Raw genomic sequence first — 26,561 nt, 5'->3', positions numbered from 1 at the left:
CTCCAGCACATCGCTAAGCAAAAGCATGCTTGCCAGCTTAACTGCACAGTCTCTGCGCTCTGTCGGCCATCGGTCAGATTCGTTCTTCAGATCAAGGCAGCTTCAAGGACCCACACACCCGCACCATCCGGCTCCCTCAGCGATGCTGCCGGCGATTGCCGCGGTACCTCGGGTTCGTTACAGCCTAACGCTCAGCTCTCGAATTGACTTGCACCTGTCTTGGTCAACAGCAACCCATCGCACCAAACGTGGTCTACGCATCCCCACTCACAGGCGGCAGCCGCATCCGGAAAAAACCCACGTCCATTAAGATTTGCACTCGTGTTGCAGAGCAGCGAAATGCCCGTGAGCTTCTCATATTCTATCAGAAGTTCTGCAATTGGGTGTTCAGACGTTCTCGAAACTGTCTGTAGTCGCGCAGTCCCGTCGAGATGGACGACCGCCGGGATTTTCTCTTTCCACTCCGAACGGGTTCGGTGATCGAACAGCATGTAAGGATCCTGCGTGCCAGGGTCAAACATGTCAGGTGCACGATCCTCCAAGCATATTGGCGCTACCGGCCGAAAGTGCTCTCGAACTTTGATTTTGTTGAGATGGTCCTTCATTTCCGGCGAAGTTGCGGCTGCCAGGATGCTTCTGCCTCCCAAAGCACGTGGACCAAGCTCTGCGCGGCCTGCAAGGAACACAACAGGCTTGTTGTCGGCGAGCACACTGGCAAGTTCTTTCAGGCTGCAAGCAGCGGATTGCCAACCAGGTGGAACCTTGCCGTGGCTCACATTTGGCCCGCTGTAGACTGACCAGTCGAGATGCCCGAAACCTTTGTCGGCGGCCAGCGCGCAGCAAGCGGCACCGATCGCCGATCCGCTGTCGTTTGGAAACGGAGGCACCCAGACTTCGTCGAACAAACCGCTCGCCCGGAGGGCGCTGTTCCATTTGATGTTCAGCCCGCATCCGCCGGCTATGCACAGGTTTCGGGTATTGGGAACCGAGTACGTACGCAGAGCGCTGGTCATCCCCCGGACGAGAAGACGCTCCACGAAGGCATGGAACGAAGCAAGTATGTCCTCGGGCGTTTCGGGGATTAACCGCGACGCGCTTGCATCGAAGAAGTTGTGCACAGCCGTGTGTAACGCGTCTTCGCTGTGGCTGTTTTCCCTGTAACCAAAGGCAAGGTCCGTATCCCCGGCGAAATGGTCGTCGTAAAGCTCCTGAAACACGTTCACGATGTGTTCATGGACCACTCCGAGCGCGATATAGGCCATCAACTTGCCGGCGATACCGAGATCCCAGCCAGTCCGCAGTTCTCGCATGTAAGGACCAAAATGTTGGCCCGCAGCGGCATACGCATGGCCTATCATCGGAAACAGGCACCCAACAAATCGGACTCCACTTGGCTCTACGTAGTAAAGCCGCGGAAAGATGCAGCCGTCCCAAACCAGACAAAATGCTGGTTCCTCTAGTTTGGCGAATGAGCTGGTGCAGTATGCGGAAGCAACGTGCCCAAGAACATGCGGGTAGCTTTCATAAGAAAATGCCCCATTGTCGAGCATGAGACCGGAACCTTGATAGGCTGTCAGGGGATTTTCGGCGTCCCGCTCCACATAAGGCGCGCCGTTGAGAGTGATAGGGGAGCCGTTACTCAGAACTTGAAATTCCGACTGGATTTCACCGTCCCATCCGTCAATAACGAATCGGTCGACATCGCTCGGAGCAAGCCCGTTTTCCGCCAAAACGGCGGCGACCGTCTCAAGCCGCTCGATATGCTGGTATCGCGGGTTATTGTCGAGCTTTTCCTGCTCGATGCAAAAGACTAATCTGCCGTCTTCCACGATAGCGATTCCCCCGTCGTGCGTCAGCTTGATACCGCAAATGCGCATAGTAGATCCTAGTCAAAGTGAGAGTGACCGCGGGTTTTGACGTCGCGCTATGCGCGATGATGGGGGGGCGGTAAACTAGATTGTTTGGATGTGAGCATCCGCGCGGTGAATGATAAGATTTGCCGCGTGATCGAGAACAAGATGGCTGACATGCAATTGCGAGGCAGCACTGTGCGGCACAGTGAGAAGGGCTGTCCACCGCAAGCCGCTGGGCAAGGATGTGCACGGTCACACGTCACCGGCGCCACGGGAGGTGCCGCGCTCCCTCGGCACCGAGCGTGCGCGCGCTGAGCACGAAGGTGGTCGCTTAGAAGAGAGCCTTCCTCGATCAAGCCACTTTTTAATCTCTAGTCGAAAGTTTTTTCGACGGCGAGGGCAGCGCCCAAAGGAATATCCCGCCTGCAGCTAAGAGCGTGTCGGGCTAGCGCGGGGTCGGTAGAAAGGGCATTGTCTCGGCTCACAGATCAGTGGTACCGGGTCGGCTCGGTAAAGACGAGCTGGGCTCAATTGACGGATGATCGCCTTGGGGGCGGAGAGATGACCGGCTTGCAAAGATTTGAGAGGGCGGTCGTTGTTCAGGTTGGCCGCCACAGTTCTGAGCGTATCGTATTCGATGTCAACCAGGCGGCCGCTATCCTGATCCGTGACCTTCATCGTCGGACCGAGAAACGGAAGGTAGCGATGGACGCTTGTCTGCAGGTATTGCGTGGTGAGGCCTATCCACCAGCTGCTCGAAGGGCTTTTGTGGCAGCCGCGCTTGAAGCAAAGATCCTGCGCAGCGATTGAATGCTGTTGGCGCATCAAGGCTTTGATGCTTCGTGTGAAGTCGGAGAAATGTAGGGGGGCAGGCCCGGAACGCAGCCTTCCTCCCTCGCCGATACGACGTTCTGCCAATCGAACGCTAAGATTGGCGTCGAGACCTGTCGATCCATCGGTGATCAACACGCAGCGCATTGTTCCCGACCAGATGATGGAGAAGATCTCGGCTACTATAGGCCCATCGAAAGATCGGTGCGTACATTTTCCCCCGGCGATATGAAGTCGCGCGGCTTACGATCCGACACCTGATCCTAGACGATCCAGGACGCCGGCGAGCTGGCACTTCGCGGCAGCGGAAAGTGGCTTGATCGGCCGTGGGGGCTCGGCGGAACAAATTTCGAGGAGCTCGGCGATTGCGTATACGACGCGAAGGCTCGAGAACGTCTTAAAAAGCTCCCACACCGGGGCCAGGGTGGCGTCGATCCGGTGTGCTTCAGCATTGTCGCCGTGCTGAGCGGCTCTGACCATCCTCAGGCACGGGTCGGGCAAGATGCCACCGAGGACGCTGTACCATGTATCGGCTCCGGCGATCAGGGCCTCGGTGGCGTTCCAGTCGCCGCTGTAGCCGATCGAGAATCCTTTCGGCACAATTTTTTTCTGGTGCGCAAGTTGGCCTTTGATGGCATCGCCCCGGTCGGCCGAGTTCTTAATAGCGAGGATCTCAGGCAGCTGTCCCAGACGCTCGATGAGCGCTGGCGTGAAGCGAAAATGCGTGTTTGCGGGATTGTCGTAGATCACGATCGGCAGGCCGCTGTCGCGCGCCACCGTCGAAAAATGCTCGAAAACTTCGTTCTCAGTGAGCGGGGTGTAGGAAACAGCCGCGAGCAACCCCGCGGCTGCGCCGAGGGCCTTCGCATCACTTGCACATTTCACCGCTTCATCGGTGCGCAAAGCGCCCACGCCGATCACGAGCGGGACTCGTCCACCCGTCTCGTCCAGCGCCTCGCAAAGCGCCCGGCGGCGTTCCTCGCGCGACAGATAAATATAGGTGCCGGTGCTGCCGAGCAGGCCGATAGAATCCACCTTTGCTGCGCAAAGCCGCGCTGTCAGCTTTCGAAGCGCCAGGACATCGACGCCGCCGTCGCTGTCGCTTGGCGTTATTGGGAAGGCTGAAAGGCCGCTCAGGAATCCCATGCTGAAGCTCCCGTTGTTATATTGGGTCAAGCGTTGGGCATCAGACCCAGTCCAGCGCCTGCTCTAGATCCGCGATCAACTCGGCGGCGTCTTCGAGCCCTACCGACAGACGCATGAGAACGTCGCCGACTCCGTCAGGCAAATGCGCGTCCTTGCGAATTGACTCGCGAGCGGGTCAGGCTTGCTGGATGATAGATGAGACTGTCAGCGTCGCCGAGACTGACCACCCTGATGATGAGCTTGAGCCGGTCCATCATACGGGCGCGCCCTCGAACCCCGTCTGGAGGCCGAGTGCCAACATGCCCGAGCCTTTCGACGTCTGTCTGCGCGCGATCTCATGTTCGGGATGAGAGCCGAGAAATGGATAGCTAACCCAAGCCACAGTCGGGTGCGCCTCGAGCGCCTGGGCGACCGCAAGCCCAGAGGCACTGTGACGCTCCATACACAACGTGAGTGTCTCCAACCCGCGCAAGATCAGGAACGCCGACACGGGCGAGAGCGCTGCCCCGGTGAGATAGCGCAGGCCAGTTTCGCGCAGCAGGTGCAGTGTTTTTACGTCGCCCAGTATCACCCCGCCCAGAGCATCGCCATGGCCATCGATGTACTTGGTCAGCGAATGGATCACGATGTCGGCTCCAAGTTCCAGCGGACGCTGGAGGGCGGGCGAGGCGAAGGTGCTGTCGACGGCGACCTTCACGCCGCGAGAATGGGCGTGTTCGGCAATGGCGGCGATGTCGAGGAAACGGCCCAGCGGGTTGTTGATTGGCGTCTCGAAGAACACGAGCCAGGCCCAGTCAGTGATGGCGCCATTGAGATTGCTGGGATTAGACAGATCGACGGCAACGACCTTGATGCCAAACTGCGGCAGCCCCTGTTCCACCATGGCGAGCTTATTCGAATAGAGTGTCTTGTGGACAATGAGTTCGTCACCTTGGAAAGCAGCGAAAGGATCAGCGTACCGAAGGCGGCCATCCCCGAGGCGAGTACCAGCCCAGCTTCGGCTCCTTCTAGATTGGCGAGCCGCTTTTCGATGTTTTCGGTGGTCGGGTTGTATTCGCGTGCGTAGAGCCTTCCCCCAAGCGCTGCGGCGGCTTCGTTTGCCGCCACGCTTTCAAATCCATAGGTCGATGTAAGAAACACCGGCGTCTGAACGGAATTGGAAAAGCCCGCCGGATCGAAGCCATGATGGATGGCCCGGGTGGCGAATGCGAGACCGACGTCGTTCCGGGACGGCGTTGATGTTGTCTCGGCTTCAAGCTGATCTTCGGCGCTGGTCATCGGCTTTAGCCCTCTTGATTTCGGCGACAATGCCTTCACACTAACCCGGGTGGAACGTCCAGTTGGCGATGAAAGAAATGGTCCAGCCTTCTCCTTCCGCGTCGATAGCTCGCTCGCAAGGTCTGGGCGCGCGCCAGATCTGCGAAGCTCTTCGCGAGCAGATCCTAGGTGGAATCTATGAAACGGGCAGCCAGCTGCCGTCGTCCCGCGGCCTAGCAAATGAACTCGGTGTGTCGCGGACCACGGTCACCGTGGCATATGACCAGCTGGTCGCCGAAGGTTTCATCGAGGTCATTCAAGGCGCAAGACCTCGCGTTGCATCTTCGCTCGTGCGGAGTAAAGAGACCAGCGCGGTGCCCAAACGGACTGGCCCGATCCATCTTTCCCGTTACGGGGAGCGCCTGCGCGCCAGTCCACCACGGCGCGATTACCTCCCCAACCGCTTCAAGGTCGATTTCCGTTATGGCGACCTCGCCCCATCTGATTTCCCGGCGCTGACGTGGAAGCGTGCGATGAACGCGGCAATGTCACAAAGTCCCGGAAGGCTAGCCTATCACGATCCACGCGGCTCGCATCGCTTGCGCCAGGCGCTGCAGGGATATTTGTGGCGTGCCCGAACGCTGAGCTGCCAGGTCGAGCAGATCCTCGTCGTAAGCGGATCACAGCAGTGCCTCGACATGTGCGCGCGCCTGCTGCTCGATCCTTCCGACAGCTTCGTGATCGAGGATCCCTGCTATAGCATGGCGCGCCAAGTCTTTGCCAGCACAGGAGCCACGCCCGTCGCTGTCGCCGTCGATAGCGAGGGCATGAAGACCGAGCTGCTGCAGGAGATCCCAGCGCGGCTAGCCTACGTCACCCCGTCGCACCAATTCCCGCTCGGCGGCGTCTTGTCGATTTCGCGGCGGTATCAGCTCCTCGAATGGGCTCGGCGCAATGACGCCTATATTATCGAGGACGATTACGATGGCGAGTACCGGTACGACATTCGACCGGTGCCCCCGCTGCATAAGCTGGAAGACCGCAGTTCCGTAATCTATGTTGGCACGATCTCCAAGACACTGTCGCCGATGCTGCGCATCGGCTACCTGGTGGTTCCGGCCGAGTTGCAAGACGTCTTTGCGATGGCCAAGCAGCTTCTCGACAGGCATTCTCCGGTTGCGGAACAGGAGGCCCTGGCCTCACTCATTGAGAGCGGCGGTTATGAAAGCCACGTGCGCCGCGTCCGCCGTCTTAACGGGGGGCGGCGAGAGGCACTGCTTGCTGTCCTTCGACGTGCGTTCGCAGACAGCATTGCCATCGAGGGGGCCGACGCAGGGCTGCATGTCGTCGTCTGGTTCAAGGATCTTTCTCGGTCGCTGGAGGAGGTCATGGTTGAAGAGGCGCGGCGGGTCGGGGTTGGCATCCATCCGATTTCATCGCTGTACATCCGAGATGAAGGCCGCGCTGATCGGATTGGATTGGTGATGGGCTATTCCGCCCTGACCATTCGGCAGATCGAGAATGGTGTTCGCCTCCTTGCTGGCGCTGTCCAGCGGGTCAGAAGCTTTGCCGAAGATTCGGCAAGACGCTCAATGGCCGCCCTGACAGCGAGCGGGCCTGGCTCGTGACCTCAGAGTCGCGCCGGTATTGATCGCAGACTGGATCAGCAAGACTTGCCCGGACTGGCACTGTCGGCCAGTCCGGGTCCAGGACAGGAGTATGCCCCTCGGAACGGGGAAGGGAATTCTTGTGGAGCTCTCAATTCCGGTCGAAGCAAAGGCGCCCTCGCGACTGGCTTAAAGGAGAAAGCGTTGTTGGATTTTGCGCTGATCGACGAAGAAATAGCAGAGATCGCACCTGACTTTCGCGCAATCAGCATTCTTGTTGATGCACAGGACAGTGCGCGAGGCGTCATGGCTCGGGACGTGTTGGGAGAGGCTTGCGATTTCGCTCGAGCGGGGGGACCCGCCTGGGGAGACGCGCACTTGGCCAATTGGGCGCAGGCATACGTTCGGTTCGGCGCGAAACCAAACCGGACGCCGTGCTCGGCGCACGCGTTGAAAAAACGGGTGGAGAAGGATGGCCGAATCCCGTCAATAAATCCTATTGTTGACCTCTACAATGCCGTGAGCCTGCGTTTTTGCAATACCGATTGGCGGCGAAAATTTTGATGCATATGTCGGCAAACCGCGGCTGACGATTGCCCTAGGAACGGAGTCTTTCCACACTGTTTTGAATGGGGAAGCGGTCGTCGAAAGCCCTTCCAAGGGGGAGGTCATCTGGCGCGACGATCTGGGAGCTACATGTCGCCGCTGGAATTGGCGGCAGGGCACGCGCACCCGGTTGGAGACGGTGGGCGGCCGGATGTGGTTTATCTTGGAAAGCTTGGCGGCGATGCCGGAGAGGCGCTCGAGCAGGCGGCTGACATGCTGGTGAGCGCTCTGAGAGAGCTGGCACCAGGGTGTAAGGTCTACAAGTAGGAAATCGCGCCGCTAAAGCCTTTCGCCGCCGGTCTCGACAGGCGGGTCGGTTGAGGAACGTGCCCGCCCCGGTGTGATCGGTTCGCTTGCAACCAGTGTTAGTTCCTTTGCGGCTGGGTCTCCTGGGGCTGCGAGGGGAGGTGACGCCTCTGGCCATTTCGTACTCAGCAGGCCAGCGGAAGGTGCACCGCATTATGATTCGACCCTGCGCCATGGTAAAGATTGCTCGGGTTGATCAATCTCGACGTCAGACGCCAGTCCTGGCACTCCAAGCCGTCATAACATCTCGTGGCGAAAGCCGGATGGAATTCGGATCGAAGCGGTCTCGAGACATCTGCCATCCTTGGGCAGACTCGTGGCTCCGCCGAGGAGGGGATGCGGATGATGATTCATTCCGCTTGCCTTATCGGGGGGCAACCACGGCAGTTGTACCCGATCCGCCCTCGGGCCGCGGCTGCGTGCGGCAGTGCTCGATCGCCCCATGACCTTGAGCTGCCGAGGCTGAACTGGCCTGCATGCCATGCGCGACCTGATAGGCAGGCCGGGCAGCACGGAGCATATCGGCGATCCTCAATCGAGTGGCCGCACGGGCGAGCTTTCCGCCTCCTTGAAAAGGCCAAGTTCTCGCGCGGACTGGCCTGCAGCACATCTACAGGTCGGGCTTGCGCAGAGGCCGTGTGTGTCGAGCTTGCTTCCCCCCAGAAGGACCTGGGTAATTCCGACGTCGGCGCCGGCCTCAAGGCCTGGCCAAGCTTTGACGCAGCGTGTGCCGGCCGAACCCCTTGACGGTGTTGGCGCAGTTGCAGTCTCGGCGACGACCCGATGGATGTGCAGCGTCGGGTAACCGCGTGCTGCGCCGGGAACAGCCAGCCGCGCAACGGCGCCCGAGCTTCCATCTGTAGCGCAGTCGGCCAAGGCGGCCGGCCGACAGCATGGCATCACGGCATCGTGCGCCGTGCCACGCTCGATAGGAAGCAGCATGCGCTCGTTGTGGCCGTGGGCCATAATGGCACCGGCCGCTCCTACTTCCTTGAACGAGCCGCCGAGGTGCGCCATCTCCGGCGTAGATGTCTTCAACAGCACCCATCAGGGGCGCCAGAGAGGCTGCCCCTGATTCTATCCTTATCGCCGGAAACTCGATCGGTAGCACTACGCCTGGCGACGGCGGAGCCACTGACGGTTGAGTCAGACATGTCGGGGCGCAGAAGCCGTGGAGGGCCTCTCTGTTGGATCGCCAAATATTAGCCCGATGATCCGGCCCGCCATGCCACTTCACCAACTGGACGGCTTCAAATGCAACTAACTGGCTGTTTCCAGAGGGCCAGATTGCAAGTATCTGATCTGTAACGCACACACGGAGTTCCCCCGATGTAGACCTCTCCGGCCTTCCGAGATGATGATGATATCGATTTCCTGCGAGCGAGCATCCGCGCAGCGCCGCTGTCGAACTTAGTCTCTGCCACGGCCCAATGCTCTTCGCCTCGTCACCGCCCTCTTGCTTGATGCGAGCGAGGGCGAGCACGGCGTGATCTACGGGCACCTCGCGAAGGCTAATCCGCAGGTGCCGTGTTCCGCCGCTGGGCGACGGCTTGGCCATCTCATGGGGCCGGACACTTATGTGACGCCGGCATGGTATGCGGCCAAGCAGGAAGCGGGAAGTCGTCCCGACTTGGAATTACATCGCCGTCCACGCCTATGATCCGGTCGAGTTCTTCGAGCGTTCGGGAAGAGTGCTGGACGTCGTGAATGGCCTGACTGACCACCACGAGGGCGAGCGCGCCTCGCCTTGGGCGGTGTCGGACGCCCGCCGGATTTTGCACAGGCGCAACTCTCGCGGAATTGTTGGCTTGCGCATGCCGATCACAAGGCTGGAGAGCAAGCGCAAACTGACTCGGAACCGGAACGCTGCCGATCGCGCTGGCGTGGCTGGGGGCCTTGCGGCCGAGCGAACGGGCATCTGACCGCGAGATCGCCGCTTCCAGAATAATCATGAACTTTGTCGGAATGAACCAATGATGCCAGAACTGACCCCATTCGCCCTGTACCTCGCCGCGGCCTCCGTGCTCGCCATCACGCCCGGTCCGCGGAGACTCTATGTTATAGCCCGCAGTCTCGCCGGCGGTCACGCCGATTGCGTTCAACACGCTGGCCGACATGTTGCCCTTGTTGCCAGCGGCATTCAAGGCCGCACGGCAGCGCGTCCTGGATGGATCCAGAGCCTGAGGAGGGGCGGAGAGGCGCGCTAGGATCGCGCTGGGCACCTCGCTACGAAGAAGCAGCCTGCCATATCAGTTTGGCTCCGGATCGGTCCAGCTTCCTTTCCGGGCGCCTACTCTGCGGAAACAACTGGATAGCCTCGAGCGATCTTCCGTCATTTCGCAGCAGATCAATGTTCTCAAGAGGCGCGGCAGTATTCCGTTGCGTGAAAGTCGGCTCACAATGAATCACGATCGCGTGAATAAAGAGCGGGTCAGTTCGATTGGCTCGCCTCCCTATGCCGATCATTTCGGCCAAACGGCAGAGGCCAGTCAGCCGAGAATGGCGGCCGCCTTCATGAAGGAAAGCCACTCCGCGCGCCAGGCGCCACTTCGGTTTGCACTCGACTATATGGCGGCGCCCGGACTTGACGTCAGGACGTTCTTCGCGCTCGCCCGCGATCTCGGTCTGACCGACGTGCAAATCCGGAATAGTCCCTGCAGCAAGGCTGTTGTGCGTGGCAAGCCGCCGGCGGATGTCCGGTCTGCCGCTGCCGAAGCGGGCGTCACCATTATCTCAGTCAACGCCCTACAGCGGTTCAACGAATGGACTCCCGCCCGCAGGGCCGAGGCCCGCAAGCTCGCCGATTATACGGCCGCTTGTGGCGCTCAGGCGCTCATGCGCTCATGCTGGTGCCGGTCAACGACGGTTCGTGGTCCGCCAATGGCGGGCGCAATGGCAATCTGCGCGCCGCCTTGAAGGCGCTCAAGCCGATACTTCAGTCGCGGGGCCTGATCGGACTCATCGAACCGCTTGGCTTCCAGACCTCCTCGCTTCGGTTAAAGAACGAAGCGGCTAACGCTATTGCCTGGGTTGATGGCCAGTCCGTCTTTCGGCTTGTGCACGATACATTCCACCACACGCTCGCCGGCGAGACGTCTTTCTTCTGCGATCTGACCGGTCTCGTGCACCTTTCAGGCATAAACGATCCAACCTTCTGGGTTCACCCGGATCGCATCCTGGGAGGTTCCGACAATTGCAGCCAGATTGGGGCGCTACTGATGGCGGCTATACGGGTCCCTTTTCTCTTGAGCTCGTCGAGGAAGTCCACGCGTTGAATGACTCTGCAGGCGCATTTGCCGCCAGCATTGATCTCATCCGAAACGGGCTACTGGCGCGAGTGCCGGTCTAAGGCTATGAGCTCTCGGAGGTCGGACAACAATTTCAGGGTTATTGCAACCCCAGCTTCCTCTTCAGTTCCGCGTTTTCCTTGCGCAGGCGTTCCGCGAGCAGGCTCTTCAGTCGGTTGTTTTCTTCCTCAAGAGCGACCAGGTCCTTCAGATCGTCACCAACCGGTGTAGGCAACGCAGCTTTCTTCCATTGATAGTAGGTCTGTTCCGAGATCCCGGCCTGCTTTACGGCGCCCTTGTGAGTGGCGCCACCACTGATAGACTTCTGGATCAGGGCGAGCATCTGGGCGCGCTCCTTTTCAGAGTAGATCTTACGTCCGGTCCGAACAGCCGCTGCTTCCTCCGCCTGAGACGCCGCATTGGGCACATTCTTCCGAGCAGGCTGCCTGGGCTCGGCCTTCGCTTTCGGCGACCGTTGGGCATTCTTCTTCTGAGGCCTCTCTACTTTGGCTGCCGGTTGCATAGCGGTTGCTATTGGTTCTGCGTCCAGGGAATTTGCCATGTGATACTCCGCTCGCGGTTTGTTAATGTGTTCAGCATCAATTGCAACAACACTTGAGTCAACAGGGCGACCATTTGGCAACTCCATCTCCTCGAGTTCCCTTGTTGTCTCGGCCATTGCTGCGGTAAGATCGACATCGCTCCAGATCGAACCGCTCCGCTTTTGAGAGCTGCGCTTCTGTTTGATCTCCACCGTGAAAGCTCGGGGCTGCCGCCTCATAGGTCGTTCCTTGTTGAACACGAATTATGCAGTAAGTCGCGGCAGACGACGAATGAAGGTCTGGCCGCCTCTTCTGTAGCCGAGCTATATGCATCCGAGCGCCCGAGCAAGCCCTGCTGGCGACGCACACTCCGGAACAGAGCGGTTCCTATGAGTACCTGGGAGCAAGTAGGCAATGCCATGTCGGACGAGGAGGTGGTGGATTCCCGCAGCATGCAAAAGCTATCTCCCGTGTTTTCAAGGGCAGAGCGACGAGGGCTGACATCGGAACTGAAAGGAGCTGCTCAAGAGCTGTGATCCAATCTGCGTTGGCAGTGCAGGACGGCATACCTGCGAAGGCCGCTGCCACCGACGCTAGCCTGCTGATTAAAACAGAGAACCGCCATCGGTTGCGCCGAGGAACGGACAACTGCCGGAATTGGGGCGCGGGGAGAGTGGAGGACATGAACCGCGTCGAGCTCGCAGGAGCGTCGTCCGGCAGCTGCGTGCATGACAGGCTTCAACGCGCCGCTCCTGTTCGGGACACCGCATAAAGCGAAAGAGCCATTTTGGTGGACCCGTTATGCTTCGTCCAGCAAACGATCGGCGCCTTGACGGACGCGAGGGGCGGAATGCATCCGAATGCAGCGTCCACAATTGACGGAGCTCCTTTGTAAGAGCTGCACGCTCAGCTTCATCTAACTTATTGAGTTGAAGAGATCCCCCAGCACGGCTTTGCCCTCGATCTGAATGAGCAGAGCGTACACTTCATTTGAAATACGCACACCGTCCCCAGCGCAGTGGACTGCGGCGTTTATGAAAGGAATGCCAGGGCTATAGTTCGCATCATTTCAGATGTTTTCCGGCAGGTAGATGTCAAACGGGAGAAATGTCTGCCCCGGGGCGTCCGCGGTGCTGGTCTTGATGGCGCGATCCATCAGCAACATCAGCTCCTGGCAAAGTCGGCGCAGCGGCGTCGCCACCGCCATCGTAATAATGTCGTCCGCGAGGGCCGCCCGCGACTCCGGCGTGATCTCATTCACGATCGCGACGAGATCCTGGCCTTTGCCCTCTTCCCGGAGCGCGGCGATAGCCCCCTCCATGCCACCGCCGGCCATGTAGAAGCCGACGAGCTCAGGTTCCCGGTGCACAAGATCCAGCAGCGCCTCGTAAGTGATCTGTCGCTTCTCAAGATTGACGAGCGTATCCAGCACCTCGAATGCCGGCTCATTCTCACGGAAGTAGGAGCGAAATCCGCTTTCCCGCAGCTCATGACCCTGGAAACGGTGGCTGCCGACGAACACGGCCACCTTGCCGGACCGTTTAGCGACCTTGGAGAACATCCAGGCTGCCGTCCGACCCACGCTGCGATTGTTGAGACCTATGTAACCCTCGCGCACGCCCGCGGCGAAGTCAGAAAGCAGCGAAAAGACCGGGATGCCTTTCGCCTTGAGCTCCTCGACTGCTGCCGTGATCTTCGGGTGGTCTGGCGCCACCATGGCGATGGCGTGGCATCGGCTACCCAGATCCTTAAGCAGTGCCGTCAGATCCCCCGGCAAATGTGACGGCGCGAATTCGATGAGCGGAATGCCGTGGAAGCAGTGGGCCGAACTGACAGACGCCTCGACCTCGCGCGCGAACTCCCGGTAGAAATGCTGGGACGGTTTTCTCAAGATGAAGCCCAGCCGGTAGCGCGGCAGGTCCTGTCGCATGCGCTGTTTGATAAGTCCCGCATTATGATAGCCGATCGCGTGGGCCGCGTGGTGAACGCGCCGCACGGTCTCCTCCCGCACCGGAAGGCGAGCGTTCAGGACCCGATCGACCGTTGCCACGCTCACCCCGGCTTCGCGGGCGAGATCGGCAATTGTAGGGCGCTTTGCCGTTGCTCCAATTTTGATCGGCTGGCTCTCCGTCATCAGGTGCATCCCGGCGATGAATTGCGGCGGCAACCTGAAGATTTCGGCATCCTCCCCGATCGACGGCCCATACAGTGAACAGCGCTCCATGCGCACCTGGGCGCTTCTCGGTCTACGGTCCGTTTTCTCAGGGCGTCCATGCTTCTTGTCCTCACCGCGTTTGGTGCTTCTGATCTGTGGCCCCGCGAAGCGCTGTGTAGACCAGCGAGCCGATTGTTGGTGCTGATGAGCCCGGCGAGTTGGTCGCGCTGCAGCAATCTTGCCGGGCGAGGGGCTCTTAATCTCTCGGCCAACCCCTGAAGGCGGAATTCATGCGCGTTTCGTCCAGTTCGCCTTCCCAGCGTGCGACAACTAGCGAGGCCACCGCGTTGCCGACCACATTCGTCAGCGCTCGGCATTCGGACATGAAGCGGTCCACGCCCAGGATCAGAGCCATCCCAGCAACGGGAACGCTTGGTATTACGGAAAGCGTAGCGGCCAAGGTGATGAAGCCGGCGCCTGTTATACCTGCGGCACCCTTCGAGGAAAGCATCGCGACGAGCAATAGCAGCATCTGGTCATAAACCGACAAGTGCGTGTTCGTCGCCTGCGCCAGGAAGAGGGCGGCGAGCGTCATGTAGATATTGGTGCCGTCCAGATTGAAGGAATATCCAGTGGGGATGACGAGACCCACGACGGAACGCTTGGCGCCGGCCTTCTCCATCTTCTCCATCAGCGAGGGCAGCGCGGCCTCCGAGGAGGACGTTGCCAGGACCAGCAGCAGCTCTTCCTTTATGTAGCGCACGAGAGCGAAAATCGAGAAGCCGTTATATCGGCAGACCGCGCCAAGAACCCCGAAGACGAAGAGGAAGGCGGTGAAATAGAACGTCGCGACCAGCACGGCGAGGTTGGCCACCGAACCGATGCCAAATTTGCCGATGGTGAAGGCCATGGCGCCGAAAGCGCCGACAGGCGCAGCCCGCATCAGGATGCCGACCAGCTTGAACACCGGCGCGAGAAGCGCCTGAAGCAACGAAAGCACAGGCTTGCCCTTCTCGCCGACCATTGCGAGAGCGACTCCGAACAGAACCGAGAAGAACAGGACCTGCAGGATGTCGCCGTCCGCGAAGGCACTAACGATCGTTGATGGAATAATGTTCATCAGGAAGCCGGTCACCGACTGGTCATGGACCTTGGCGGCATAGCCCTTCACGGCCTGGGCATCGAGCAAGGCCGGATCGATGTTCATTCCGGCACCTGGCTGAACGACGTTTGCGACAATGAGACCGACAATCAATGCGAGGCTCGAGAAGGTGAGGAAATAGATCATTGCCTTGCCGGCGACCCGGCCGACCTTCTTGAGGTCATTCATGCCGGCAATGCCGGTCGTCACGGTTAGAAAGATCACCGGCGCGATGATCATCTTGACGAGCTTGATGAAGGCATCGCCGAGCGGCTTTAGGCTCTCGCCGACGTCCGGGTAGACATACCCAACTGCGACACCCAGCGCGATGGCGGTAAGCACCTGAACATAGAGCTGCGCGTACAAGGCCTTGCGGGGCGTTGGACCCGCGCTTCGGATTGGTGAAACCAACAGCTTTTCTCTCCCTGACCGAATCGGGCTGGGCCTCCTCCCTTCCCGCGCTTCTCCCATCGCGGCGCTCCGGTCACGCGCTGCTGGCATGTCGCCGCAAGTCTTGTGCCAAGTTGAGGCGCGCCCAAATACGCGTATTCCTCCGCTCGGTGAGGCAGCCTCAGTAAGGGCTGGTTGTGCGGGTTTTCGCACTTTTGCCGTCATCTCGGGCGAAATCCCGCCCTTACGCCCAGCTTTGCACCCATGGCTGTAAGCTTGGTAGCCACAAGTCGGTATCCCGGGATCCGCGGTGCCCGTTCGCATCTTGGTCGCACTTGCGACCCTGCCGGGCGGCAGTGGAGGACTCCCTACACGACCGGTTTCTAACTGCTCTTCCGCTGCAGCCACGACCACCCGACGGGTCGTTTATACGACCGAATAGTTCGCCGGACCTGGCGCGCATCGATGCGAGTCACAAGATGCTTCATAGCGCCAACACCTTTGCCGCTCGACGACACTTCTAGCCGTACTGTGTGCCCAAGCCGTCTCAATGCCGACAGCATCCCGCAAGCTTCGACATCAGCAGGCTTCGCGCGCCGGGCATTGAAAGCCGGGGTAGCTTTGCTGTTCGACGTCCATCTGTCGGCAAGTCTCAGTTGATGGATTTCTATCATGTCCTCCTGCTTTCCTTTCATAAATGCAAGAAAAGCTCGGTTGACTAGCCATCCTCATTCCCGCTCTGTAGGGCAACGTGTGGTTGCGCTCCGGAGCCTGAGCCGCGCCTCCGTTCAGTAAGGATAGCCAAGCCATGCATCAAGCCTTGCCTCCGGCCTCTTTCGTGCTTGCCCCTGGTCAGGGCCTGACGGACGCCCAGAACCATGACCCAATCTTGATCCTATGCAAGGCAGTATGTCACCTGCGGAAATCTGGCGCACTGCCGCCGACACATCACGACTACCCGCATCAACGTCTCAAGCGTTCCGGCAAGCGGCTCCCAGGCGCGAGCAAGTTCGCCGATTATTTGGCGGCTCGTGTGGCGAAGACATTCTTGTTGCTGCCGGCCATCGGTGGCTTGGGTCCTGATGCCATCTGATGCGTCTGCGCCGGGGGACATCGCAGATCCAGGTGGCGCGGCGTTGCTGTCGCGGCCCAAGATCGAGGATGACATGTCAGATCAGAACAATGGTCGCCGAGCTGAAGACAGTGCTGAGGAGACTTCGTCAAGCTGCATATCACTCCAAGACTCCAAAAGGGACGACTGGGAACCCACCATTCTGCCGTCGCGCGCGAGCGCGCTTGCCGGCATCCACGAAATTTCGAAAGCACTCACCGCCTCCTCCGCGCTCGAGGTCAGGCTGGCCAAGGTCGTAGATCTGCTGCGATCGTTTCTTCAGATGCGGCACGGCTTCATCTCACTTGTCGACGCTGACGGCGAACTGGAAATCATCGCAGGCGCCGACCGGGCCGAGAGCTGCAGTGAGCGCTGCCGGACCTACCTGCCGCGGAATGCAATCGACCAGGTTTTGGCAACGGACAAGCCGCTGGCCACCGAGAACATCGCGGTTCATTCGGCTTTCACCGCCGTCGACAGGGACGTGCTCGGGGGTTGCGACGACATACCAGTATCCTTCATCGGCGTTCCCATTCGCGTCGATGCAAATGTCGTGGGCACGCTGACCATCGACCACGCACTGCGGCATGGTTCCAGAGTTTGGCTCGACTACGGCCTTTGTCTGCTCCCGCTAATCGCCAACTTGGTAGGGCAGACGGTGAAGTCGCATCGCTCTTTGGAGGGCGACCGCGAGCAACCGACGGCAAGGCAGGACTCCCTGCCAAAGCAGAAGCGCCTGGCCCCGCAGCGTAACACTCACGTGGAGGGGATGATTGGCAACAGTTTGGCCTTGCGCGGTTTGCTTGAGAAGGTCGCGCTCGTAGCCAAGGCCAAGATTGCGGTTCTGTTGCGAGGCGAATCCGGTACCGGCAAGGAGCTGGTCGCCAAGGCTATCCACGAATTGTCCCCGCGCGCCAAGCGGCCCTTCATCAAGCTCAATTGCGCGGCGCTGCCCGAGACTGTGCTGGAATCCGAATTGTTCGGCCATGAGAAGGGTGCATTCACGAGCGCGTTCAACTCGCGCAAGGGGCGCTTTGAGCTCGCCGACAAGGGGACATTGTTCCTAGACGAGATCGGCGAGATTTCGGCCTCGTTCCAGGCAAAGCTGTTGCGCGTGCTGCAGGAGCAGGAGTTTGAGCGCGTTGGGGGCAACCAGACCATTAAAGTCGACGTCCGCATCATCGCCGCCACGAACAAGAACCTGGAAGAGGCAGTTGCCAGAAACGAGTTCCGTGCCGACCTCTACTACCGCATCAGTGTTGTTCCGTTGCTGGTGCCGGCGCTACGCGAAAGGCGCAGCGATATTCCGCTCCTTGCCGCTGAGTTTCTCAAGAATTTCAACGATGAGAACGGCCTTATGCTGACGTTCGATCCGAGCGCAATCGAAGTGCTGATAAACTGCGACTTTCCCGGCAACATTCGCGAACTGGAAAATTGCGTGTATCGGACCGCGGTTCTGGCGGCGGGGCCATCAATCGGGAAAGAGGACTTTGCATGCTGCCAGGGCAAATGCTTCGCCGAGGCGCTGCATAATTGCAAACTTGGCAAAGTCGCGCTGCAACCTTCGCCCATCGGGGCGCTGCCACTGGATCGGGCCGCATCGCCGGCTGCGGGGGTTAGCTCTGCCGCCGTCGCAGCCCCATCAGACACCCTAGGGCAGCCGCCGCTGAACGCAGCTGGGGTCGTCCACTCCGCAAAAATGGCCGATGCCGAACGTGTCATCCAGGCGATGGAGAGATGTGGCTGGGTTCAGGCAAAGGCGGCACGCCTGCTCGGACTGACGCCGCGCCAGATTGGCTACGTGTTGAGGAAATACGGCATCGAGATCAAGCGTCTTTGAACAAATCACCGGAGCCGAGCATCTGGGACAATAAAGCATTCGTGCCTTGGCGCCTTGAGACGAGTGATGCGGTGCTCGTCCAATTCCGATCCGATCCCATAGGCCGCGCTGCCCCCACGGTAGTCCCCACGAGCGGTCCGACGGCGGCGCTTTCGGTGGTCCAGCCCATGTCTCAATCCCAACTCGTGCCCGACACACGGAACCAGAAACGGAGAAAAATTAATGTCTGATGCAAAACTTCAAGCTGTGCTTTCTTCCCTTTCGCAAGTCGCGAGACAGTTGGATGTTCTGCTGTGCGACAAACCGGCGTCGGATCCTTGTTGCGTCAAGCTAAACACGAACGAGAACCCGTTTCCGTTGCCGGAAGCCATAATGCAAAGTGCGATGGCTGCTCTCGGACAGCAATATCTATATCCAGAAGACGACAACGCCAGCTTGAGGCAAGCAGCGTCGGAAGCCTACGGCGTCTCGAAGGATCAGGTGATCGCCGGAAACGGATCGTCTGAACTGCTCGGGCTTATCTACAGAGCTTTCCTGGTTCCAGGAGACAGGATGGCGATGTTATCGCCGGGCGAGTGACGGTGGCCCTGTCGAAACTCGGATTTTCCGTAATACCTTCTCACGCAAATTTCCTGCTAGCGCGTGTGCCAGCGGGGCAGGAAGGCTCATGGTGGCAAGCAGCCTTGGAAAGGCAAAAGATACTCGTTGCCTTCTTTGAGGATGCAGGGCTGGAAAATTACATCCGCGTCAGCATCGGTACAAAAGCCGAGATGGATGAATTTCTCGAGGTCGCCACAGAGATAGCTGCAACGGCGAAGGAAACGATCCCGTTGTGCCGGCCCTCGGCGGCCGCTGCTTCTGCCTTAGCCAGTCGGTAGTTCTCCGGCGATTTCAGCGCACCATTAATTTGAACTTGCTTGCACCATAGCGAGCCACGAACTGTTGCTAAGAGTTGGAGAAAATTCGTGAAGAATGCCTTCCCCGGCGGCCTAACCTTCGGCATATTCGACCATCTCAACGAGGACGGCTGCGAGATTGCGCGGCAATACGCCGATCGCCTGAGTTTGGCAGAGGCGTGCGACGAGCTTGGCTTCTACGCATATCATCTGGCAGAGCACCACTGCACTCCGCACGGGATGGGGCCATCGCCGAATCTGTTCTTATCCAGCGTCGTCCAACGCACCCGGCACCTTCGCGTCGGCCCGATGGTAATGCTCCTTGCCCTTTATCATCCGCTGCGTGCCTTCGAGGAGATCTGCATGCTCAATCAATTGAGCGGTGGCAGGGTCGAACTGGGTATAGGGCGCGGCTCTCTCCCGGTCGAACTGGGTTACTTCGGGATTGCTGCGGAGGCGGCGCTAGGTCACTATGCGGAAGCCAGCGAAATCCTCATCAAGGCGATGAAGGGCGACACGCTGTCCTATCGTGGCCGCCATTTTGAGTTGAATGACGTCCCTTTGACGCTGAGATCGCATCAGCGCCCCCATCCACCGACATGGATCGCCACCAATAGACCGGAGTCCGCCACCTGGGCCGCTGTCAGTGGCGCCAACATCGCGTGCTTGGGGCCGGCCTCTTCGGTTCGCAGAATTACGGATGCCTTCCGAGCCTGCCTGGAGCGCAGTGCCGACGCGGACGAGCGACATCCATTTCTTGGGATGCTCCGAATGGTCGTGATCGCGCGATCGGAAACGGATGCACATGCGCTCGCGGCACCCGCTTACGAACGATGGCTCAAGAGCTTCAGGTTCCTCTACGACCTTAATGCGTTCCAGACGCCCCCAAATCTGCCGCTGAGCTTGGATGCAGCAATCGAGAGCGAGTTGTGCGTGGTGGGGACGGCATCTTCCGCGCGACAAGCTCTTCTTGATCAGCTCGAAGAGGCCGGTGCTAATTATCTACTTTGCCAACTTGCATTTGGGAATCTGCCCTTAGACGCTTCGCTATACACCGCCAGGGCGATCCAATCTGAAATCATGGCTCAAGTTACCTGACGGAAATGCGCGTTCCGCGTTCGGAGTCGAATTTCTCGGCGCACCGGTCCCGCGCATGATGCCGACATAGTGCTTGGTGTGTGGGAGGGCGGGCACGCTTGTGGAGGCCGTGGACAGTTGGAGCGACCGGCCCGCCGATTAAGAAATCGCCCCGATTGGAACCGCTGGAAAGCGAATTCCTGCTGCGATCGGGTGAGTTCCTGGGTGTTTTCCGCACGTCGATTCTAACGACCGCGACCAGATATGCATCGATCTTATCAGCGAAGAGGCCTTGAAGACCTCAGCAATCGAAGGCGAGTACCTCAACCGCGAGAGTCTCGCGATCAGAAACTCCACTACAGGTGAACAGCTATGGGAATTTGCATCTCCAAATCCTCCGGATCGACTCGACATGCCACAGACACGGAAGAGTCGCCGCGAGAATCAACGGCGTCGGGGATTGAGGGCAGCATATCAGCGCTGAGAGTCTCCCTGGGAACGCCTGCCGACAGGTTGCGACGGGGCGGAGATGCTCCTCTGGAGCCACATCAGATCCAGCAGGCCGCCTACCATATGGGAGCATGTGTCGTCGGTGACGACGTCACGAGCCCGACAAGACTCGCGACAGCGGGGCAAACAGTTCACGACGTTCGCCTGCTGCTCAAGCATGGCCGGGGAAACGTTAAGGTGGACGACATTCCCTCTCACGGCCACAACGGCATCGGATCGTCGGTTGCAATGATGGGAGCAGACCACAACATTAAGGTTGCCGTGGCCGTAGTCATGGGAGCCGCGTGCTGCAATCAGACCGCTCCCCTTTCCGCTATCGTCCACGCCCCACACATGGCGGCCGACGAGCGGAGTATTACCTCTAGTGCTTCCGTGTCAATGAAGGAGATAACCGACGAAGGTGATGAGATCCCAGTTAAGACGGGCCACATTTGGAACGAACTGCGGCGCGGAAGCCGCGACCCGAGGTCGACCGTTGTCATGGATGCCTGGGCCAACGGTCCCGCTGTTCGGTTGAAAGACAGCGCATGGAGCGGAGTGCCGGCCAGGGAAGGTCATTGGTCGATGGACAAAAGCACCGCCGAATTCCTGAAAAACCGTGTTGAGGGGTTGATTCCGTTCGTGCACCCGGACACAAATGAACAAACTGCCAACGATTTGCGCCGGAAGCAAAACGCACCCGTGTCGTGGGAGAAATATGCAGAAGTACAGGTGATCTCACCCGAGTTCGCCGAAAGTGTACGCAACGCATTGTCCCGTATTCCTGAAGACCAACAAAGGGAAATCGCATCACGGATGATTCAGGAAGCCTACGGAATGGATCCTTCCTTGTGCACGCACCAAGACGCAGTGGAATCAGTTCTGGTGGCCGCCAACCAACTGGACTCGCTGCCCCGGCCTCCTGTCGAGCCGCCGGAATTGGCGGCGTATCACCAGTTCGACGCAAATCAAGAGGCCCAAGCTCAAGCAGTTCCCGGCATGCAAGATATCTTGCCGCACATGCCTCCGCCGCAGCATGCAGCAGAGGAACGGAATACGAATCTGGACGGCCACATAGCAGGTCTTGAGGCTGAAGTCCGTGCGACAGGTACGCAAATCTCCTATGAACAGCTGCGGCGGGGTGGTCTAGTCGGACAGGCCATAGACCGCGACTTCAGTCACGCCCGAGACGACCTGATGGCTGCCTCGAGAAGCAGAGATCGCTCCGGCCGTTGAGGTCTGGGCCATGGTAAGCCAGCATATTCGATCTTTTCGTGACACACGAGATCGGCCACGAGCTGAAAGCGATGTCGTAATGGCTGGATGAACATCGTGATCTGCTCGGATTGGTGGCCCGACACCTGGGTCGAGACGACGTCAAGGCCACCCGGGGACGGCAAGGTCTGCCCGCCGAAGCCGTCTTGCGTTGCGCGTTGCTCAAGCAGTACCGCCAGCTGAGCTGCCAGGAGCTGGCGTTCCATCTCAAGGACTCCGCGTCGTTCGAGCCTTTGCCTGCCTGCCGCGGTCATGGAGCCCGCAGAAGTCGGTGCTGCAAAAGACGATCAGCGCGATCCGGTCCGAAAGCTGGGAAGCGATCAATCGCGTGCTGATGACCAATGCCCGGCGGGCAAAGCCGGAAGACGGCGCTGTCGTGCGGCTGGACAGCACCGTGACTTCAGCACTCACGCACGAACCGAGCGACAGCAGCCTGCTGTGGGACGCAGTCCGGGTCATGGCGCGCCTGTTGAAGGACGCTCATACCTTGATCGGCAGCGCAGGTTTGGCATGGCGCGATCATTGCCGCGCGGCCAAGAAGCGTGCCCGCAAGATCCAGTTCACACGTGGTCGACCCAACCGCGTCGAACTCTACCGTGAGCTGATCGGGATCATCCGCGCCACACTGGCCTATCTGCAGCAGGCAGCGGCGCGGGTTGGCGGTGGCGACCACTCCGTTCGTCGAACTTTGGCAAGCTCAGGTTTGCCACTATCGGCCGCTGATCGAACGCATCATCACACAGAGCGAAAGGCGAGTGTTGGGCGGGAAACCGCGGGCGTCCTGTTGTAGTTGTGCCTGGATCGGTGATGGCCAATCATTCTTCACGATTGCTGCGTGTCACTCGAGATGTTTCCCGTCGGCTGGAGCCACATGCGGAGGGACGAGCGCGCGGGCTAGACGATCAGATACGGCTCGCAAGGAGCATCAGGTACGAGAGGCGGCTTGTCCGTTCGGATCGGCTCCCTCTTCGGGAATATCGTCAAATGACGAGTAGTTCAGATTATAGAGTTTGGAATAGAGCCCGCCCATAGCCATCAGTTTTTCATGGTTGCCGGTCTCAATAACCCGGCCGTTCTGAAGCACGATGATACGATCGGCACCTCGGATTGTGGCGAGACGGTGAGCGATGACAAGCGCAGTCCGGCCTTCAAGGAGCTTTCTGAGGGCCTTCTGGATCAGCATTTCCGTGTAGCTGTCGATGCTGGCGGTGGCCTCGTCAAGAACGAGGATCTTGGCGTCGGCGACGAGAGCGCGGGCGAAACTGACAAGCTGGCGCTGGCCGAGAGAAAGATTGCCGCCGCGTTCGACGAGTTGAGTTTCATACCTGTCGGGAAGGCTCATGATGAAAGCGTGGGCTCCGACCACCTTGGCGGCCTCGATCACTTTGTCCCGCGTGGCTTCCGTCTTGTGGTAGCGGATGTTCTCGAAGATCGTGCCGGTGAACAGAAACGGCTCCTGCAGCACCATGGCGATCTGGTTGCCTAGCGATTCCTGTGCGAGATCGCGCACATCATGTCCACCGACCGTCACTTGGCCTTGCTGAGCATCATAGAAGCGGTGAACGAGGGCCATCGCGCTCGATTTGCCAGAGCCGGTCGGCCCGACTAATGCGACCGTCTCGCCGGGATTGACCCGGAAGGAGACGTTTTTCAGCACCGGATGGTTGGGCTCGTAGCCGAACGTGACGTTCCTGAACTCGACCGAGCAGTCAGTTTCCGGCGAAAGGACCCTCGCATCCCGTTTGTCCTGGACTTCCACCTTGACGTCGAGCACATCGATCAGGCGCTTGCCGGAGGCCATCGCGCGCTGCATGACTGAATACTGCAGGGTAAGGGAGCGAATTGGATCAAAGAAGCGTTGAATATAGAATATGTAGGCCACCAATACGCCTACACCGATGCGGCCATTCATAATCATGGAGCCGCCGACCACAATGACGACGGCCATGGCGAGACCGGTGAGGCCATCGACGATCGGGACCATGACCTGTGCATACCTGGCAGCAGTCAGGTGAGTCCGGAGGTCGGCATGTGCCTTATCGTCATACAATACGAAGTTTACGCACTGGCGGTCCATGGACTGGACGGTGCGCACGCCCTGAATCGCTTCGGCCAATGCGCCGTTGACGACTGAATTGGTCTCTTGCGCAGCCATGAAGGCCTCGCGAGCACGCGGCAGCCACACGATGCGAATAATTAACAGGGCCGGTAAGACCGAGAGCGTCAGAAAGCCGAGGCTGAAGTTGACCGACAGCATTACAAAAATGATGCCGAGGAGAAGCGCAATGTCGCCCGCGGAGTAGATCGAGTTTTCGAGAAATTCGTGGATAGAGTTGACGTCGCCCTGAAGGCGAGACATCAGGCGTCCTACCTCGGTCTTGTCCATGAAGGAGAGCGATACCTTCTGCAGATGGGCAAACATGGCGCGGCGAATGTCGAAAAGGACGCTCTCGGCCATTTTCCCTACCACGGTTTCCTGCGCGTAAGCGGCCCCGAAATTAACCAGAATGGCAAGCGCAAACGCGACGGCGGCCTTAAGCAGGGCGGAGGCATCAGCGCCCGCGGGAGTTATGGCGTGGTCGATGGCGTAGCGGATGATCAGCGGGATAAGAAGCTGCGTGCCAGTGAAAATCAACAATGTGGCAAGCGAGACGACCGCCATGGCTCGGTAGGGATGAACGAAGGCCCATATGCGGCGAATGATGTTCTTGTCAAAAGCTCGGCCAAAGATCTCCTCCTCGATGCGATGGGACCCGACGACCGCGCGCGGAGGACGTCTACCGCTATCATTCGGTTCGACTTCGAGTTCGTTGGCGTGCCGCTTGGGCATCAGGGCGCGCCTCCAAACGTGGTCGCGATGTCATCTCCAGGGCGCAACTGAAGATCATAAAGGGCCTTATAGCGTCCTCGCTTGGCCAAAAGCTCTTGATGGGTGCCGCGTTCCACGATCTCGCCGTTGTCGACAAACAGGATCCGGTCGGCGTGCTTGAGGGAACTCAGCCGGTGCGCGATGATGATCGTCACCCTATCTTTGGCGAAACGCCCTATCGCCGCGCTGATGCGCTGCTCTGTGGCGGCGTCGATCGCGGCCGTTGAGTCGTCGAAAACGACGATTGATGGGCGCAACATCATCGTGCGAGCTATGGTGAGACGCTGACGCTGGCCACCGGAGAGAGATCCACCACGTTCGCCGACGACCGTCTTGTAGCCCGCGGGCAGGCCAAGGATGTAATTGTGCAACTGGGCGGATTCGCTAGCGCGTTCAATCCGCTGTTCCTTCGCCCAGGGGTCGCCATAAGCGATGTTGTTCTCGATCGTGGTGGTGAACAGGTATGCATCCTGCTGTACGATGGCGACCGCCTTGCGAAGCGTAGCCAGGGTCACCCTGCGGATATCCTGCCCGTCAAGCATGATGGTGCCGCCAGTCACGTCATAAAAGCGAGGAATTAAGTGAGCGATGGTCGATTTTCCCGAACCCGGCGGACCCACGATCGCGATCGTCTCGCCCCTATGGGCGCTAAACGTGATGTTCTTCAGAATAACGCGGTTTCCGGCGCCGGGATATGCAAACGAGACATTGTCGAAGCGCAGGGTGCCTTCGCTGATCTCGAGCTGTCTTGCACCGGAAGCATCACTGATCGTGATGTCCTGGTCGAGCAGACCGAATACACGCGAACCGCAAGTGTAAGCGCGGGCGAAGCCGTTCACCATCAGCCCGATCTGGCGGACGGGCATTTGCAGTATGGTCATGAACGTCAGAAACATCGTCAGCGTTCCAACGCTGATCTGGCCGGCGATGACCTTGTTGCAACCGATCCAAAGAACCAACCCCATGGCGAAAAAGAAGGCGAGGGTCATTGCCGAGGTATTGGTCACATAAACGTTAACCTGCTTGTGGGCGAGTTTGAGCGCATTTTTCGAGGCGCGGTCGAACTTTACCATTTCATAGGCTTGTGCCGAAAACGCCCGGACAACGCGGATGCCCGCGAGGTTTTCCTCCATAACGCGGCCTAAGACGGAAAGCCGCTCCTGCAGCTCGAGCCAGATAGCGCGTAGCTTAAGCTGTGTGACCGACGACCGCCAGGCCACGAAAGGCATGAAGCTCAGCGCGATGAGACCGAGCACCGGGTCGGTAGAGATCATCATGCCCGCGCCGATCCCAATCAGCATGATTAGCATAAGCAACCGAACCAGAGCGGTGGAAAAATACATCCGCACGCCGTCGAGATCGAGGATGCCGAGGGTGATCAGGTCGGCTGAATGCACCCGGTCGTGAAAGGAAAAGCTCAGGCGCTGGACCTTCTCATAACAAGCCAGTCGCAGTTCGTACGCGGCGTGGTGCCCGACGGCTTCGGAAAAATAGTTTTGCGCCATCGTGAAGAGGCCGCGCAGCAAACTCGCTGCGAGCAGCAGGAGAGCCAGAGTCCAGAGCGTTTGTTCTGCGGCCTCCCCCGTGAGATCACTCCCGATTGCCACCTGGGTCTGGTCGACAGCCCAGCCGAGAAGCCACGGAATTAGCAACTGCAGGATCACGGCTATGATCGTCGAACCGATAGCTAGCGCGACCTGCCACGGGTGCCTCAAATTGATGCGCGTAATGCGCAGTAGTATGTTCAAGCCCCCGCCCCACGCGGCCGCTTTCACATGCGCGGAAGATTTGAGAAGGGTCGCGCCAACAGCATCACTGCCCACAGAATGTCCCCGACTGAATTTTGTGCCTTCGGAAGCGAGCCGGTCGACTCACACCAAAGA

14 protein-coding genes and 6 pseudogenes are annotated in these 26,561 nt (G+C 59.3%); 12 read left to right on the top strand and 8 right to left on the bottom strand.

Annotation, left to right across the window (positions count from 1 at the left end):
- Window positions 1-191: 191 nt before the first annotated feature.
- Window positions 192-1,877 (bottom strand): nodulation protein NodU, encoded by a 1,686-nt coding sequence (gene nodU, locus AC0L2U_RS28115; protein WP_473602972.1) that lies wholly within the window; start codon window positions 1,875-1,877, stop codon window positions 192-194.
- 537 nt (window positions 1,878-2,414) lie between these two features.
- On the opposite strand from nodU, the gene AC0L2U_RS28110 reads away from it, so the two are divergent.
- A complete protein-coding gene (locus AC0L2U_RS28110) occupies window positions 2,415-2,663 on the top strand; it encodes a DUF982 domain-containing protein (protein WP_473602971.1) in 249 nt (82 codons plus the stop codon).
- 264 nt (window positions 2,664-2,927) lie between these two features.
- On the opposite strand, the gene AC0L2U_RS28105 is transcribed toward AC0L2U_RS28110, so the two are convergent.
- Together AC0L2U_RS28105 and AC0L2U_RS28100 are read right to left on the bottom strand one after the other, a co-directional pair.
- Window positions 2,928-3,830, bottom strand: coding sequence for a dihydrodipicolinate synthase family protein (locus tag AC0L2U_RS28105; protein WP_473602970.1), 903 nt, complete (start codon window positions 3,828-3,830; stop codon window positions 2,928-2,930).
- Between the two features lie 40 nt (window positions 3,831-3,870).
- Window positions 3,871-5,108, bottom strand: a pseudogene (locus AC0L2U_RS28100) (trans-sulfuration enzyme family protein).
- 68 nt (window positions 5,109-5,176) lie between these two features.
- On the opposite strand from AC0L2U_RS28100, the gene pdxR reads away from it, so the two are divergent.
- The 4 genes and pseudogenes from pdxR (at window position 5,177) to AC0L2U_RS28080 (ending at window position 10,955) form a co-directional block, all read left to right on the top strand.
- Window positions 5,177-6,715, top strand: a complete 1,539-nt coding sequence (pdxR, locus tag AC0L2U_RS28095; RefSeq protein WP_473602995.1) for a MocR-like pyridoxine biosynthesis transcription factor PdxR — start codon at window positions 5,177-5,179, stop codon at window positions 6,713-6,715.
- A gap of 186 nt (window positions 6,716-6,901) precedes the next feature.
- Window positions 6,902-7,567 (top strand): annotated as a pseudogene (locus tag AC0L2U_RS28090) (B3/B4 domain-containing protein).
- A gap of 1,525 nt (window positions 7,568-9,092) precedes the next feature.
- Window positions 9,093-9,528, top strand: a pseudogene (locus tag AC0L2U_RS28085) (FMN-binding negative transcriptional regulator).
- A gap of 577 nt (window positions 9,529-10,105) precedes the next feature.
- Window positions 10,106-10,955 (top strand): annotated as a pseudogene (locus tag AC0L2U_RS28080) (TIM barrel protein).
- 38 nt (window positions 10,956-10,993) lie between these two features.
- Here the strand turns inward: AC0L2U_RS28080 and AC0L2U_RS28075 are convergent.
- From AC0L2U_RS28075 to AC0L2U_RS28065, 3 genes are all read right to left on the bottom strand, one after another.
- On the bottom strand, window positions 10,994-11,674 hold the full coding sequence (locus AC0L2U_RS28075; RefSeq protein ID WP_473602969.1) for a transposase: 681 nt from the start codon (window positions 11,672-11,674) through the stop codon (window positions 10,994-10,996).
- Window positions 11,675-12,504: 830 nt separating this feature from the next.
- A complete protein-coding gene (locus tag AC0L2U_RS28070) occupies window positions 12,505-13,569 on the bottom strand; it encodes a LacI family DNA-binding transcriptional regulator (RefSeq protein WP_473564649.1) in 1,065 nt (354 codons plus the stop codon).
- Window positions 13,570-13,846: 277 nt separating this feature from the next.
- Entirely contained in the window at window positions 13,847-15,142 is a 1,296-nt protein-coding gene (locus AC0L2U_RS28065) for a dicarboxylate/amino acid:cation symporter (protein ID WP_473602994.1), read from the bottom strand.
- 787 nt (window positions 15,143-15,929) lie between these two features.
- On the opposite strand from AC0L2U_RS28065, the gene AC0L2U_RS28060 reads away from it, so the two are divergent.
- The 7 genes and pseudogenes from AC0L2U_RS28060 to AC0L2U_RS28030 all read left to right on the top strand — a co-directional run.
- Window positions 15,930-16,214, top strand: coding sequence for a hypothetical protein (locus AC0L2U_RS28060; RefSeq protein WP_473602968.1), 285 nt, complete (start codon window positions 15,930-15,932; stop codon window positions 16,212-16,214).
- A gap of 73 nt (window positions 16,215-16,287) precedes the next feature.
- Window positions 16,288-18,072, top strand: a complete 1,785-nt coding sequence (gene nifA, locus AC0L2U_RS28055) for a nif-specific transcriptional activator NifA (protein ID WP_473602967.1) — start codon at window positions 16,288-16,290, stop codon at window positions 18,070-18,072.
- 222 nt (window positions 18,073-18,294) lie between these two features.
- Window positions 18,295-18,950 (top strand): annotated as a pseudogene (locus AC0L2U_RS28050) (aminotransferase class I/II-fold pyridoxal phosphate-dependent enzyme).
- 87 nt (window positions 18,951-19,037) lie between these two features.
- The gene (locus AC0L2U_RS28045; protein ID WP_473602966.1) at window positions 19,038-20,066 is read left to right on the top strand and encodes an LLM class flavin-dependent oxidoreductase; all 1,029 of its coding nucleotides are present in this window, start codon (window positions 19,038-19,040) and stop codon (window positions 20,064-20,066) included.
- Window positions 20,067-20,307: 241 nt separating this feature from the next.
- Complete coding sequence (locus tag AC0L2U_RS28040; RefSeq protein WP_473602993.1) at window positions 20,308-20,529, top strand: DUF4172 domain-containing protein; 222 nt, start codon at window positions 20,308-20,310, stop codon at window positions 20,527-20,529.
- A 203-nt stretch (window positions 20,530-20,732) separates the two neighbouring features.
- Complete coding sequence (locus tag AC0L2U_RS28035) at window positions 20,733-21,770, top strand: type III secretion protein (RefSeq protein ID WP_473602965.1); 1,038 nt, start codon at window positions 20,733-20,735, stop codon at window positions 21,768-21,770.
- Between the two features lie 23 nt (window positions 21,771-21,793).
- A pseudogene (locus AC0L2U_RS28030) lies at window positions 21,794-22,579 on the top strand (transposase); the annotation flags it as partial.
- 155 nt (window positions 22,580-22,734) lie between these two features.
- On the opposite strand, the gene AC0L2U_RS28025 reads toward AC0L2U_RS28030, so the two are convergent.
- Both AC0L2U_RS28025 and AC0L2U_RS28020 read right to left on the bottom strand, forming a co-directional pair.
- Window positions 22,735-24,639 carry an ABC transporter ATP-binding protein gene (locus AC0L2U_RS28025; protein ID WP_473602963.1) on the bottom strand — a complete coding sequence of 635 codons (1,905 nt, stop codon included), beginning with the start codon at window positions 24,637-24,639 and terminating at the stop codon, window positions 22,735-22,737.
- The gene (locus AC0L2U_RS28020; protein WP_473602962.1) at window positions 24,639-26,501 is read right to left on the bottom strand and encodes an ABC transporter ATP-binding protein; all 1,863 of its coding nucleotides are present in this window, start codon (window positions 26,499-26,501) and stop codon (window positions 24,639-24,641) included. The genes AC0L2U_RS28025 and AC0L2U_RS28020 overlap by 1 nt, the downstream gene beginning before the upstream one ends.
- Window positions 26,502-26,561 lie beyond the last annotated feature (60 nt).

This window comes from Mesorhizobium sp. WSM4808, from assembly GCF_055811675.1.
This window is presented reverse-complemented; position numbering and strand designations above follow the sequence as displayed.